General features: G+C 65.4%; 16 protein-coding genes. 9 read left to right on the forward strand and 7 right to left on the reverse strand.

All coding sequences use genetic code 11. From position 1 onward, the window contains the following. Positions 1-6 precede the first annotated feature (6 nt). Genes BMY38_RS16385 through BMY38_RS16400 form a run of 4 tightly spaced genes read left to right on the forward strand, consistent with a single transcriptional unit; the run spans position 7 to position 4,250 of the window. Positions 7-822 (forward strand): ABC transporter permease, encoded by an 816-nt coding sequence (locus tag BMY38_RS16385; protein ID WP_092764878.1) that lies wholly within the window; start codon positions 7-9, stop codon positions 820-822. After that, positions 819-2,360, forward strand: a complete 1,542-nt coding sequence (locus tag BMY38_RS16390; RefSeq protein WP_092764880.1) for a dipeptide ABC transporter ATP-binding protein — start codon at positions 819-821, stop codon at positions 2,358-2,360. Before BMY38_RS16385 ends, BMY38_RS16390 begins: the two co-directional genes overlap by 4 nt. Then, positions 2,357-2,818: a hypothetical protein gene (locus tag BMY38_RS16395; RefSeq protein WP_092764882.1), complete on the forward strand. Its 462-nt coding sequence runs from the start codon at positions 2,357-2,359 to the stop codon at positions 2,816-2,818. The genes BMY38_RS16390 and BMY38_RS16395 overlap by 4 nt, the downstream gene beginning before the upstream one ends. A 1-nt stretch (position 2,819) precedes the next feature. After that, positions 2,820-4,250, forward strand: coding sequence for an aldehyde dehydrogenase family protein (locus BMY38_RS16400; protein ID WP_092764884.1), 1,431 nt, complete (start codon positions 2,820-2,822; stop codon positions 4,248-4,250). A gap of 15 nt (positions 4,251-4,265) precedes the next feature. Here the strand turns inward: BMY38_RS16400 and BMY38_RS16405 are convergent, their stop codons facing one another. Beyond that, positions 4,266-4,631, reverse strand: a complete 366-nt coding sequence (locus BMY38_RS16405) for a nuclear transport factor 2 family protein (protein ID WP_092764886.1) — start codon at positions 4,629-4,631, stop codon at positions 4,266-4,268. Positions 4,632-4,754: 123 nt separating this feature from the next. On the opposite strand from BMY38_RS16405, the gene BMY38_RS16410 reads away from it, so the two are divergent. The 3 genes from BMY38_RS16410 to BMY38_RS16420 are packed head-to-tail and all read left to right on the forward strand — an operon-like array spanning position 4,755 to position 6,813. Next, complete coding sequence (locus BMY38_RS16410; protein WP_092764888.1) at positions 4,755-5,495, forward strand: SDR family oxidoreductase; 741 nt, start codon at positions 4,755-4,757, stop codon at positions 5,493-5,495. Between the two features lie 33 nt (positions 5,496-5,528). Beyond that, entirely contained in the window at positions 5,529-5,828 is a 300-nt protein-coding gene (locus BMY38_RS16415; protein ID WP_092764890.1) for a hypothetical protein, read from the forward strand. Between the two features lie 4 nt (positions 5,829-5,832). Next, the gene (locus BMY38_RS16420) at positions 5,833-6,813 is read left to right on the forward strand and encodes a P1 family peptidase (RefSeq protein WP_092764892.1); all 981 of its coding nucleotides are present in this window, start codon (positions 5,833-5,835) and stop codon (positions 6,811-6,813) included. Between the two features lie 16 nt (positions 6,814-6,829). Here the strand turns inward: BMY38_RS16420 and BMY38_RS16425 are convergent, their stop codons facing one another. Continuing rightward, positions 6,830-7,273 (reverse strand): nucleoside deaminase, encoded by a 444-nt coding sequence (locus BMY38_RS16425; protein WP_092764894.1) that lies wholly within the window; start codon positions 7,271-7,273, stop codon positions 6,830-6,832. Between the two features lie 75 nt (positions 7,274-7,348). On the opposite strand from BMY38_RS16425, the gene BMY38_RS16430 reads away from it, so the two are divergent. Continuing rightward, entirely contained in the window at positions 7,349-8,905 is a 1,557-nt protein-coding gene (locus BMY38_RS16430) for a pseudouridine synthase (RefSeq protein WP_092764896.1), read from the forward strand. A 21-nt stretch (positions 8,906-8,926) separates the two neighbouring features. Here the strand turns inward: BMY38_RS16430 and BMY38_RS16435 are convergent, their stop codons facing one another. Genes BMY38_RS16435 through ftsY form a run of 5 tightly spaced genes read right to left on the reverse strand, consistent with a single transcriptional unit; the run spans position 8,927 to position 12,090 of the window. After that, on the reverse strand, positions 8,927-9,535 hold the full coding sequence (locus BMY38_RS16435; protein ID WP_092764899.1) for an inner membrane-spanning protein YciB: 609 nt from the start codon (positions 9,533-9,535) through the stop codon (positions 8,927-8,929). A 47-nt stretch (positions 9,536-9,582) separates the two neighbouring features. Further along, positions 9,583-10,479, reverse strand: coding sequence for an EamA family transporter (locus tag BMY38_RS16440; RefSeq protein ID WP_092764902.1), 897 nt, complete (start codon positions 10,477-10,479; stop codon positions 9,583-9,585). Continuing rightward, a complete protein-coding gene (locus tag BMY38_RS16445) occupies positions 10,476-10,700 on the reverse strand; it encodes a hypothetical protein (RefSeq protein ID WP_092764904.1) in 225 nt (74 codons plus the stop codon). Before BMY38_RS16445 ends, BMY38_RS16440 begins: the two co-directional genes overlap by 4 nt. Next, a complete protein-coding gene (locus BMY38_RS16450) occupies positions 10,697-10,894 on the reverse strand; it encodes a hypothetical protein (protein WP_092764906.1) in 198 nt (65 codons plus the stop codon). The genes BMY38_RS16445 and BMY38_RS16450 overlap by 4 nt, the downstream gene beginning before the upstream one ends. Beyond that, positions 10,891-12,090, reverse strand: coding sequence for a signal recognition particle-docking protein FtsY (gene ftsY / locus BMY38_RS16455; RefSeq protein ID WP_092764908.1), 1,200 nt, complete (start codon positions 12,088-12,090; stop codon positions 10,891-10,893). Before ftsY ends, BMY38_RS16450 begins: the two co-directional genes overlap by 4 nt. A 103-nt stretch (positions 12,091-12,193) precedes the next feature. On the opposite strand from ftsY, the gene BMY38_RS16460 reads away from it, so the two are divergent. After that, positions 12,194-13,084, forward strand: a complete 891-nt coding sequence (locus BMY38_RS16460) for a lytic transglycosylase domain-containing protein (RefSeq protein WP_092764910.1) — start codon at positions 12,194-12,196, stop codon at positions 13,082-13,084. The last annotated feature ends 6 nt before the right edge of the window (positions 13,085-13,090 follow it).

Here is a 13,090-nt window from a genome sequence, read left to right on the forward strand (position 1 = left end):
TACCGCATGAGACCGGCGATGGCACTGGGCGCGGCCCTGACTGCGATATTCACGCTGGCCGCTATGATCAGCGTTGTCTGGGTGCCCTACGACACCTCCGTTCTGACGATTGCGAACCGCACCCTGCCCCCGTCGCTAGCACACCCGCTCGGCACCGATCATTTCGGGCGGGACTTGCTCTCGATGCTGATGGCAGGCGCGCGCACCTCGATCGCCGTGGCGCTGGTCGCGGTCGGCATCGGCATTGGCGCGGGCGTGCCGCTGGGTCTTGCGGCAGCGGCCCGGCACGGTGGCTGGCTGGACGAAATCATCATGCGCGGCAACGACCTGATCTTCGCCTTTCCCTCGCTGGTCATCGCCATCCTGATCACCGCTGTCTTCGGCCCCTCTGCCTTCAATGCAATCCTGGCCATCGGCATCTTCAACATCCCGGTTTTCGCCCGTGTGGCGCGGGGCGGGGCGCTGCCGCTCTGGACACTGGATTACATCAAGGCCGCGCGTGTCGCGGGCAAAGGTCGCGGTCTCATCAGCGTGCAGCACATCCTGCCCAACATCGCCAGCCTTCTGATCGTGCAGGCGACGATCCAGTTCTCTCTCGGCATCCTCGCCGAAGCGGCCTTGTCCTACATCGGCCTTGGCGCGCAACCGCCGACGCCGTCCTGGGGCCGGATGCTGGCCGACGCCCAGACGCTGATCTATTCGGAACCGCAACTGGCGATCCTGCCCGGCCTTGCCATTGTCGGCATGGTTCTGGGCCTCAACCTGCTGGGCGACGGGTTACGCGATGCGCTGGATCCGCGTCTGCGGCGGGTGCGCGGATGATCGAGCTTGCCGACCTGTCGCTGTCGATCCACGGCATGCCGATCCTGCGCAACGTGGACCTGACGGTCGCGTCGGGAGAGATCACCGGGCTGGTGGGCGAGAGCGGCTCCGGCAAGTCGATGACCGCGCTCGCCATGATCGGACTGCTGCCGTCCGGGGCGACGACGACCGGGGCCATCACCCTGGACGGGCGCGACCTCACGCATCTGCGCGAACGCGACTGGCTGGGTATTCGCGGCACCGACATCGGCATGATCTTTCAGGAACCCATGACCGCATTGAACCCCGTTCAGACCATCGGCGCGCAGGTGAGCGAGACGCTGCGCCTGCGTGGCACCCCCCGGCCCGAGGCCCTGCGCATCGCTCGTGACCGGCTTGACCGGGTGGGCCTCGCCTCCATTCCCCTCGACCGCTATCCGCACGAATTGTCGGGTGGGCAGCGTCAGCGGGTTTGTATCGCGCTGGCCATCGCGCATCGACCCCGCCTGCTGATCGCGGATGAGCCGACAACCGCGCTCGACGTGACGACGCAGGCCGATATCCTTGATCTTCTTCGCGGCCTGGTCCGCGACGGCTCGGATGATGGGATGGCGCTTCTGCTCATCACCCACGATCTGGGCGTCGTCGCCGGACTGGCTGATCACGTCGCGGTCATGCGCCACGGCGAAATCGTCGAACGGGGCCGGACGGAAACCCTGTTCCGCACCCATGCGCATGCCTATACCCGCGACCTGCTCTCCGCCTCGCGCCCCCTGCCCCGCGCGGCCCGCACCATTGCTCCGTCGCCGGTCCTGCAAGCCACAGACATCACCCGAAGCTATGGCGGCTTTCGCGCCGTCGCCGACGTCAATCTGACGCTGAACCGGGGTGAGTGTCTGGGTTTGGTGGGCGAGTCGGGCTGCGGCAAGTCCACTCTCGCCCGCGCGCTTCTGGGGTTGGAGCCGGTGCAAGGTGGCCGAATCGACCTGCTGGGCAAACCTGGCGGCACCGCGATGACGCGGGCGGATCGCGCGAAGATCAGCGTCGTATTCCAGGACCCCTACGGCAGCTTCAACCCACGCTGGACCGTCCGCAAACTGGTGCAGGAGCCCTTTCACCTTACCGGTTGCCCCAGAGACGCGGAGGCGCGGGCCACCGACGCGCTGAACCAGGTCGGGCTGACGGTCGGAGATCTGGACAAATATCCCCACGAATTCTCCGGCGGCCAAAGGCAGCGTATCGCCATAGCGCGCGCCCTGATCACCGAACCCGAGGTTCTTGTGCTGGACGAGGCGGTTAGCGCGCTTGATGTCCGCGTCCGGGCGCAGGTTCTGGCCTTGCTCGAGAATTTGCAGGAAAGGCTGGGGCTGGCCTATCTGTTCATCACGCATGATCTGACGGTTGTGCGCGCGATTGCCGACCGTATTCTGATCATGCGCGCCGGCCGGATCGTCGAACAGGGGAAGACGGCACAGGTTTTCGACGCTCCGCAACACGATTACACCCGCACATTGATCGCCGCCGCGCCGGTGATCCCGGCAGATTGGCTGGCCGCATGACACTGCTTCGCGTTTCCATCGCCGCCCGCGCCCCTGCCGCAATGGCACAGACGCTGGCCCGCATCCTGGGCGGCGAAGCCCTGCCGTTTCCGCCCTGTCCCGGTGCATGGATCGCCTTCGCCAGGGACGACGGAGGCACCGCGGTCGAGGTCTACCCTGCCGGAACGCGCGTGACGAAAGGCCCGGACGCCGTGGCATTTCAAGGCGGCCCACCACGTCGCGCCGCCAGCGCGACGCATCTGACCGTTGCTTCGCCCCTTGCCGCCACCGAGATCGAGACCCTTGCAGACACCGCCGGATGGACCGCGCGGCCTTGCGAACGTGGCCCATTCACCTGCATCGAAGTCTGGACCGGCGAGGGCCTGCTGATCGAGGTGCTGGACGCCGCCATGCTGTCCGACTACCGCGATGGAATGGCGGCGGCGAATTGGCGCGCGATGTACGGCACGGAGGAATGACATGACGATCTGGTTCGACACCGAGGAAATGCTCATCGGCGGCCGCTGGCTGCGCGCCGCAGATACGCTGACGCTGGAAAATCCGTCGACGGGGCAACCGCTGGCGCAGATCGCGCGCGGCCAGTCGCGTGATATCGACGCCGCCGTCGCCGCCGCCCATCAGGCGCTGTCGGGCGATTGGGGCCGGATGCCGGCGTTGGAACGGGGGCGGGTTCTGACGCGCATGGGACAGATGGTGCTGAACCGCGCCGACGATCTGGCCGTGCTGGAAGCGATGGACGTCGGCAAGCCGCTGAAGCAGGCGCGGGCCGATGCCGTGGCGCTGGCCCGCTATCTGGAATTCTACGGTGGGGCCGCCGACAAGGTGCATGGCGAAACGATCCCTTATCTGGACGGCTATACCGTTTATACCCTGCGGCAGCCGCATGGTGTCACCGGCCATATCGTGCCGTGGAATTATCCGATGCAGATTATCGGGCGCTCCGTCGGCGCGGCGCTGGCGATGGGCAACGCCTGCGTCTTGAAACCCGCCGAGGAAGCATGCCTGACCGCACTGGCCTTCGCGCGTATCGCGACCGAAGCCGGATTGCCCGACGGCGCGCTCAATGTCGTGCCGGGTCTGGGGGGCGAAGCGGGAGCCGCGCTGACCGCGCATCCCGGTGTCCACCATATCAGCTTCACCGGGTCCGTGGCGACCGGCGTAAAGGTTCAGCAATCGGCGGGCGCGAATGTCGTGCCGGTGACGCTGGAACTGGGCGGCAAATCCCCGCAACTGGTCTTCGATGACGCCGACCTGGACGCGGCGCTTCCATTCCTCGTGAACGCGGGCATTCAGAACGCCGGGCAGACCTGTTCGGCGGCTTCGCGCATTCTGGTGCATCGATCGATCCACGATGACGTGGTCGCCCGAATGGCCGAGCGATATGGCGCGCTGAAGGTCGGCCCCGCGATGGACGACCTGGATATGGGGCCGGTCATCTCGGCGCGCCAGAAAGCCATCGTGGATGGATTCCTGGCACAGGCGGGCGACCTGACCGTGGCCGGACAAGGCGAAATCGTCGGGACCGGGGGTCACTACGTCGCGCCGACCCTTCTGACCGGAGCGACCGGGGCTCATGCGTTGGCACAGGCGGAAATCTTCGGCCCGGTGCAGGTCGTCATCCCGTTCGAGACCGAGGCCGAAGCGGTACAGATCGCCAATGGCACCGATTACGGCCTGGTGGCAGGTGTCTGGACCCGCGACGGGGGGCGTCAGATGCGGCTGGCGCGCGACCTGCGCGCCGGTCAGGTGTTTCTGAATAACTACGGCGCCGGCGGCGGGGTCGAATTGCCGTTCGGTGGGGTCGGCAAGTCGGGTCACGGACGCGAAAAAGGGTTCGAAGCCCTGTACGGCTTCAGCCAGTTGAAGACGGTGGCCGCGCATCACGGATGACGCGGAGCGGCCCTGTCATCCGCCGTAGAAGAATTCCTCCCGTACGATCTTGCCATCGGCGACGTGATACAGGCCAACCTCCTTGCCGTGATGCTCCTTGCCGGAATCCTTGTCGCGGGTGTGCATGGTGTAATAGACGGCGAACCGGTCGTCGCCGTGTGGAAACGGCCCTTCGACATCACCACCCAGCCATTCGACGGTATTTTGCCACCAGTCGTGCTTGGCCCTGATGGCGTCAACGCCTTTGACTTCGCGCCCGCCGCCCATATCCAGCGCTTCGACCGAAACGGCATCGGGCGCATAGAGCTTACCGAGATTTTCCTTGGCGCGGTTCTCGCGAACTCCGGCCACCAGTTCGTCAGCGATTTCCTGCAGTGTCATGTCCGATGTCCTTCCTGTGCGATGAAACGTCCCGATTTTATCCTATCACACATCGGGCACGACCACAGGACGGGCTGGCGCTGCAGTCAGGGGTCGGGCATCAAGTAAGAAAGGGAGGCTGCAATGCGATTAAGGGACAAGACGGCCATCGTGACCGGCGGCGCCTCGGGCTTCGGACGCGGCATCGTCGAGAAATTCGCGGCCGAGGGCGCGCGCGTTCTAGTGGCCGACATGAATGCGGCGGGCGCAGCAGAGATCGCGAAGAGCGTCGGCGGGACGTCCGCTCGGATAGACGTGTCGAAAGACGGCGATTGGGTCGCCCTGACGGCCCAGGCGATGGCCGACTGGGGACGGATCGACATTCTGGTGAACAATGCCGGCATCTCGCACCGGCCAATGGCAATGGAAGACGTGACCGAGGAGGATTTCGATCGCGTGCTGGCCGTCAACGCCAAGTCGGTCTACCTGTCGGCCCGCCATATCGTGCCTTTGATGAAGGCAGCGAAATCCGGCGCTATCCTGAATATAGCCTCGACTGCCGGGGTCAGCCCACGGCCCCGCTTGAACTGGTACAATGCCAGCAAGGGCTGGATGATAACCGCGACCAAGACGATGGCAGTGGAGCTTGCGCCCGCAGGGGTGCGCGTCAACTGCCTGAACCCGGTTGCGGGCGACACGCCCCTGCTGGCGACGTTCATGGGCGAGGACACGCCCGAAATGCGCGCGAAGTTCCTGTCGACCATACCGCTGGGCCGCTTTTCCACGCCCCAGGACATGGGCAACGCCGCATGCTTCCTGTGCTCGGACGAGGCTTCGATGATCACCGGCGTCGGCATGGAGGTGGACGGTGGCCGCTGCATCTGACGCAGGCAGGACCGGGGGGCGGGTAGGCGCGACATGAAATTCCGTGTGTCGATTGGCGTGTTTGCTGGCGATTTCCCGGCGCAGCAGCTCGTCTTCGCGCATTTGATGGACGTCTGCCCTGACGCCGACCTGGATCAGGTTGAAGTATTGGCCCGCCCCTTCGCCCCGCGTCTGGGCCACTTCTTCGACGCGGGCACGGTTTCCGACTTGCCGGAAGACACGCTTGTCCTGACGTTTCCCGGCGCGGGCGTGCCGCTGACAGCCACCGACCGATTGCGCGTCGTCGGACGGTTCACCGGCACGATTACCCGTGCCCTTCTGCCCGAGGATTGACCCGATGCGCCCCGGACCCAGAAACCTGATTACCGATGTCGCGGGCCTGCGGGTCGGCAATGCACATGATGTCACTCTGCGATCCGGCTCCACCGTCCTGCTGGGCGACGTGCCCTTCGTCGCGGGCGTTCATGTCATGGGAGGCGCACCGGGCACGCGCGAGACGGATCTGCTGGCACCCGACAAACTGGTGCAGGAAGTCGACGCGCTGGTGCTGTCGGGTGGGTCGGCCTTCGGGCTTGATGCGGCATCAGGTGTGGCGGACGGGTTGCGCGCTGCGGGACGAGGGTTCGCGGTCGGCGAACAACGGGTTCCGATTGTGCCTGCTGCGATCCTGTTCGATCTGCTGAATGGCGGCGACAAGGCCTGGGACCGCAATCCCTATGCGCCGTTGGGTCGGGCCGCGCTGGAGGGGGCTGCGGTGGAGTTCGACCTCGGGTCCGTCGGGGCCGGGTTCGGGGCGACGACAATGGATTTGGCCGGGGGGCTTGGGTCGGCATCGCTCGTTCTCGATTGCGGTATAACCGTCGGGGCACTGGTGGCGGTAAACGCCCTTGGCCGGGTCTGCGACGATAATGGGCGGTTTTTTGCAGCACCGTGGGAAATCGAGGGCGAATTCGGGGGACACGATGTCGGGCGTCTGTCCCCGACATGGGAACCCTATGGCGACACCACCCCCGGCCAATCGACCACCATCGCCATCGTCGCAACCGATGCTGTGCTGACCCAGGCACAAGCCACCCGGCTGGCCGTCGCCGCACATGATGGCATGGCGCGCGCGATCCTGCCCAGTCATACGCCCATGGATGGCGATCTGGTCTTCGCCGCCGCGACGGGCGCGCGCGATCTGCCCGATCCGGTCTGGGACGGATTGCGATTGGGTCATGCCGCCGCGGCCTGTTTGTCACGGGCGATTGCGCGGGGGGCGTTCACCGCACGCTCCGCGGCGTTGTCATCGTGGCAGGAACGGTTCGGGACGCGATAAGGCGAATCGCCTGACGCTAGCGCCGTTGCGCGAAGAATTCCTTAAGAAGTGCGGCACAGGCTTCTGCGTCGATGCCATCGTGAATATCGGGCACATGGTGCGTCTGGCGGTGTGTGAAAATTCGCGCACCGTGCAAAACCCCACCCGACTTGGGGTCGGAGGCACCGAAATGAAGGCGATCCAACCGGGCGTGTGCGATGGCCTGCGCGCACATCGCACAGGGCTCCAGTGTCACCCAGAGGTCGCATCCAATCAGACGATCCTGAGCCAGTGCCGCGCAGGCTGCGCGGATCGCAAGCATCTCGGCATGGGCCGTCGGGTCGTTCAATTCACGGGTCCGATTACCGCCCCGTCCAATGATATCGTTGCCACGCGTCACCACGGCCCCCACCGGCACTTCGCCGCGCAAGGCGGCTGCGCGGGCTTCGGACAGGGCATCGGACATGAAGGAACGGAACATGGCACCGGGATGCCGCGACGACCCGCGCGACGCAAGCCGCTTCCCCCCGTGCCCCAAGAGGCGTAGAGCGCGCCCATGACCGATGAACAGAACAGAGCCGGCGACCGGATCGCCAAGGTAATCGCCCGCGCGGGCCTTGCGTCGCGCCGGGATGCCGAGACTATGGTGACCGACCTTCGCGTCGCCGTGAACGGACGCACCGTGTCGAATGTAGCGACGAACATCGTGCCCGGCGACAAGATCACCGTGGACGGCGTGCCACTGCCCAAGGCGGACGGCGCGCGACTGTGGCTATACCACAAGCCCGCCGGTCTGGTGACGACGGAGCGGGACGAGAAAGATCGCGAGACGGTATTCGAGACGCTGCCCGAAGAATTGGGGCGCGTATTGTCGGTCGGGCGGCTGGATCTGAACTCCGAAGGGTTGCTGCTGCTGACCAACGACGGCGACCTGAAGCGTCAGTTGGAGCTGCCGTCGACAGGCTGGCTGCGCCGATACCGCGTGCGGGTGAACGGCAAACCTGCCGAGGCGGCATTGCAGCGTCTGCGTGACGGTATCACCGTCGAGGGCGAGGACGGCCCTGAGGATTTTGCACCCATGCAGGTCACGCTCGATCGCCAGCAGGGCGCGAATGCCTGGCTGACGGTGGGGCTTCGCGAAGGCCGCAACCGCGAGGTCCGCCGGGCGATGAATGCGGTCGACCTGTATGTGAACCGGCTGATCCGGATCAGCTATGGGCCGTTCCAGCTGGGCGAACTGCCCGCTGGCGAGGTCGAGGAAGTGAAGCCCCGCGTTCTGAAGGAACAGCTTGGCGGCACGTGGGATGGTGAATTGGCCGAAAGCCGGCAGGTTTCGACGGCGGCCGAAGACGAGAAAGCCGACCGACGCGGCATCAAGGGCGATAGCCCGCGCAAACCCCGGTCTTCGGGCGATCGCCTGATCGACAAGGGACGCGGGCGCGAGACGTCGGACGCACCGCGCGGCCCCGCCAAGGCCCGGACTGTCAGCCCCGCCGAGGCCCGGTCCGCGCGCGCCGCACGACCCGACCGTCCCCGCACCGGCAAACCGCCGGTGACACGCAATGACGGCGACGGATCACGCCCCGAGCGCACCGCGCGTCCGACCCGCGATGGGGACCGCAAACCTCGGTCGAAATTCGGCGACAAACCCAATCGGGATGGTACGAAACCGCAGCGGGATGGGGACAGACCCCAACGCGACGGCGGAAAACCTGCCGCCGCGCGCAAGCCCTGGGCAAAAGATGGCGACCGTTCGACCCGACCCGCCCGCGATGGTGATCGTCCGGGACGCAGCGGTCCAGGTTCGCGCAAGCCGTGGGACGGGAACCCCGATCGTCCGTCGCGCGATGGCGACCGCAGCCCGTGGGACAAGGGTGAAGGCCGGCGTGACGACAAGCCGCGCCGCGACGGGGATCGCGCCGGCAAACCCACGCACCGCCCCGGCCATCCGGATCAACCGAAGGAAACCAAGTCGGAACGCACCGCGCGTCTTCGGTCGGACAGTTCGATCAGTCTGCGCAAGGGCGGTCAACGCGGGCGCGGCGTCGCAAAACCCAAGAAGCCCCCTTCGACCAAGCGGATGAAAAAGCCCGACGACGACAGCAAGGACTGAAAGGGCTTCAGGCGGCGGGGATTACTCCTCCTCCACCTTTTCCTCAGGGGTATGTGCCTTGAGCAACCCTGCCTGCGCGATGAAGAATGCGAACATCGCCACCGGCAGGCCGAAGGTCTTGAAACTGACCCAGGCGTCCGTCGACATCGTGCGCCAGATGACTTCGTTCGCGACAGCCAGCCCGACGAAGAACCATGCCATTCGCTTGGTCAGAAGCATCCAGCCTTCATGCGTCAGCGGCAGCGTTTCGGACAGGACCATCGCCAGATAGCTGCGCCCGCGCCATAGCCCGAAAAAGAACACGGCGGCGAACAACAGATAGATCAGCGTCGGCTTCATCTTGAAAAACCGCTCGTCGTTCAGCCAGACCGACAGACCGCCGAAAACCGTCACCAGAACCGCCGTCACGATCTGCATCTGGCTCAGTTTACCGGTCAGCCACCAGAGCGCCGCCGTCGAAGCCAGAATCAGCGGAATGAACAGGGCCGTGACCACGATGAACCCGGCGTATTCGGTGCCGCCGACGGTGAAGGTCTCATCCTTCAGATATATGTACCCCAGGAAGAACAACGCGACCGGTCCAAGCTCCAGTGAGGGCTTGACCCATCCGGGGATCTGGCGGTCGGTCATGGCTGTCCTCATAAATATTGGGTGGCTTAAGTTGGCACATAAGGGCTTCAGCCCGCGAACTCCACCACCACCGCGCCCAGCGCGATCAGCGAGATCAGGATCAGGCGGCGGGGACCCACCGATTCCTTCAGCAGGACCCATCCGATCAGTGCGGCAAACACGGTCGAGGTTTCGCGCAGGATGGCCGCCTCGCCCACACTGTCGAGCCGCGTGGCCAGCATGATCGACCCGAACGACCCGAACGCGATAATCCCTCCGATCAGGCCGAGCCGGATCAGGTGCGGCTCGGGCCTGCGCCATTTTCCGCGGAAGGCTGCAATAAGTGGAAAGTCCCAGGATGTCAGCATGAAGAACCACGCGAGGAAAGTGAACGGATCGGCCACCGACCGGATGCCGAAGGCGTTCCACGTCGTATAGACGGCCACCATCAATCCGGTCAGCACGGCAAGTCCCAGTGCCGGTCCCAGCGTCGCCCGGTCGACGGTGATCTTCGCCAGATTATACGCCGACAGACCGAACAACCCGACAATCAGGATCGCGACGCCCAGCCATTGCGCCGCCGTAAACGTCTCGCCGAAAATCGCGCCTGCGCCCAGCACGGTAAACAATGGCCCTGTCCCGCGCACGACCGGATAGACGACCGTATAGGCGCCCCGCTGATAGGTCGCGCCCTGCAATGCCTTGTAGAGAAACTGGATCGCAACCATCCCGACCAGAACCCACCAAAGGCGCAGGGGTGGCCATGGCACGACGAACAGCGCCACAGGGGTTGCGATGCAGAAAATCGCCACGTCCATCGCAGTGCGCGAGGTCCATGGGTCATAACGCCCCCCCTTTTGCAGTGCACCGAACAACGCATGCAGAAATGCCGCCGCCAGGGCCAGCCAAAGTGCCGCGTTCCTTCCCGCCGGGGTGCCTTCAATGGCAAATATCCATTCAGTCATCGGAAAGCCGCTTCCGTCAGTCCAGGCGCCCGTCCCTCCAACTCTGTCTTGCAGTAGCTGGGGCGCACGACCGGCAGATCGCGGTCATGCGACGGGATGGCGAAATGGCCCATGAACCCGAGGGGACGATCGGCGCAGGCCGAAATGCCAGCAACCGCCAGAAGATCGTTGCGTTCCCTGGCGGTGCGGGGGGCCAGATTTTCCCCAAGGTGCAGGATCATGGGGCTTCGGGCGTGTCAGTCATACGGGCGGCCAAATCCGGGGCCATGCCACCGATCCCGACGTCCTGCAGACTGCGCGGGTGCGGCAGCATGTCTTGCATCGCTATCCCGCGCCCCGGCATTGTCGGCTTCGGCCTGCGTTGCTGCGACAGCCAGGGGGCCGACATCAAAGCGACCGATATGGCGCGGATCACACGTCCAGCCCCACAAGGGCAGAGGCGAATTCCTCGGGGTCGAAAGCGTCCAGATCGTCGATCTGTTCGCCCACGCCGATGGCATGGATCGGCAATCCGAAACGGTCGGCCAGCGCGACAAGAACGCCGCCCTTGGCAGTGCCGTCCAGCTTGGTCATGACAAGGCCGGACACATCCGACAGCTTCTGAAACACGCCCACCTGTGTCAGGGCGTTCTGTCCCGTCGTGGCATCCAGAACCAGCAGCGTGTTGTGTGGCGCGGTCGGGTCTTTCTTGCGGATGACGCGGACGATCTTGGCCAGTTCCTCCATCAGGTCAGCGCGGTTCGACAGGCGTCCGGCGGTGTCGATCAGCAGCAGGTCGGCACCGTCCGCCTCGGCCCTGGTCATCGCCTCGAACGCCAGTGACGCCGGGTCCGAACCCTGAGGCGCGACCATGACAGGCACACCAGCACGCTCGCCCCAGACCTGCAATTGTTCCACCGCAGCAGCGCGGAACGTGTCACCCGCCGCGATCACGACGGACTTGCCCGCGGCGCGAAACTGACTTGCCAGCTTGCCGATTGTCGTCGTCTTGCCCGAGCCATTCACACCGACGACCAGAACCACCTGCGGGCGGTGCGCAGTCAACGGCATGGGACGGGCGACCGGGTCCATGATCCGGGCGATCTCGGTGGCCAGAAGACGTTTGATCTCTTCCGATGACAGGCGCTTGCCCATACGGCCTTCGGCAAGGTTGGCGGTGACGCGCATCGCCGTCTCAACACCCATATCCGAGGCGATCAGCAATTCCTCCAACTGCTCCAGCATGTCATCGTCGAGGGCACGGCGCGGGGCAGACGGCGGCAGCGCGCGTCCCACCAGACGCCCCATCAGACCCGGTTTCGGCGCGTCCTGGCGCGGCGGGTCGGGTTCGTCGTTCGGGGACGCAGGTGCCGGTGCCGGTGCCGGTGGAACAGGCATCGGCACGGGGGTATTGTCCACAAGCGGTACGTGTGGGACGGGCGGCGAGGCTTGCGGTTCGGATGCGGCGGCAGGCTCGGCCGGCGGTTCCGGAGCCGGATCTGGCAATGGCTCGTGCACAGGCCGCGCTTCGACGGCATCGTCAGTCCCCGCATCGACGATCGCGTCCAACCCCTCTTCGAGTTTCGACGACGACCGCGTCAGACGATCTTTCAGCTTCTTGAAGAACGACATGGTACCGACCCTTTCACACCCCACCTAATATGCCTCGCGGTCCGGCGAAAGTGCGTCTGAAAGGCCAGTTGACAGCCCTGTCCCCAGACCCGACCGTTCGTGCATGTTGCGCGCCACTTTCTCTCTGTTTGCCATAACCTTGGCGCTTGCCGTCCCTGTCCAGGCCGACCCTCCGCCCGCCATCACCTGTTCCGAGGGCGCGAGCGGCAAGCGACACTGCATCCGGCCAGTCAGTTTCGAAGCCGACGTCTGCCTCCAGATCGAGGCCGAGGCGCGGCTGAACGGCCTGCCGCCGGGCTATCTCGCGCGCCTGTTGTGGCAGGAAAGCCGGTTCGATCCGAATGCCGTCAGCCCGGCCCGCGCGATGGGAATCGCGCAGTTCATCGCGCCAACCGCCCGGTTGCGGGGGTTGGCCGATGCGTTCAATCCGGCGCAATCCATCGAAAGCTCCGCCTCCTATCTGGCCGAGATGACGCGCCGGTATGGCAACCTCGGATTGGCCGCCATTGGCTACAACGGGGGTGAGCGGAGGGTCGAAGGCTGGATCGCGGGGACCGGCGGGCTGGCCCGCGAAACCGTCGATTATGTCCGCATCGTCACAGGCCATACCGCCGAGAGATGGCGCGACGATCCGCCGATCGGGCTGACCTTCGCCCTGGACGACGACAAACCGTTTCAGGCCGCCTGCATCGCGATGGCCGCCAACCGCAGGGTTACACCCTTGGCCGTCCCCGAACCGCCGTTGTCACCATGGGGGGTGCAGGTTGGATACGGGTTGAACCCCACCCGCGCCCGTTCTGCCTATGATGCGTTGAACCCGTCTTGCCGCCGCGTCGCGCCCGCCTCGCGGTTGCAGCTCGTCCCACAGCCCCGGCGGGGTTCTTTGCCACCGATTATCGCCGCACGGGTCGGAGCGGAGAACCGGTCGCAGGCGCTCGAACTTTGTCGCGCGATCAGCGCGGCGGGCTGCATCTGTCGCGCCTATCGTAACTGACGGGCT

Source organism: Jannaschia helgolandensis (genome assembly GCF_900109285.1).
GTDB lineage: Bacteria > Pseudomonadota > Alphaproteobacteria > Rhodobacterales > Rhodobacteraceae > Jannaschia > Jannaschia helgolandensis.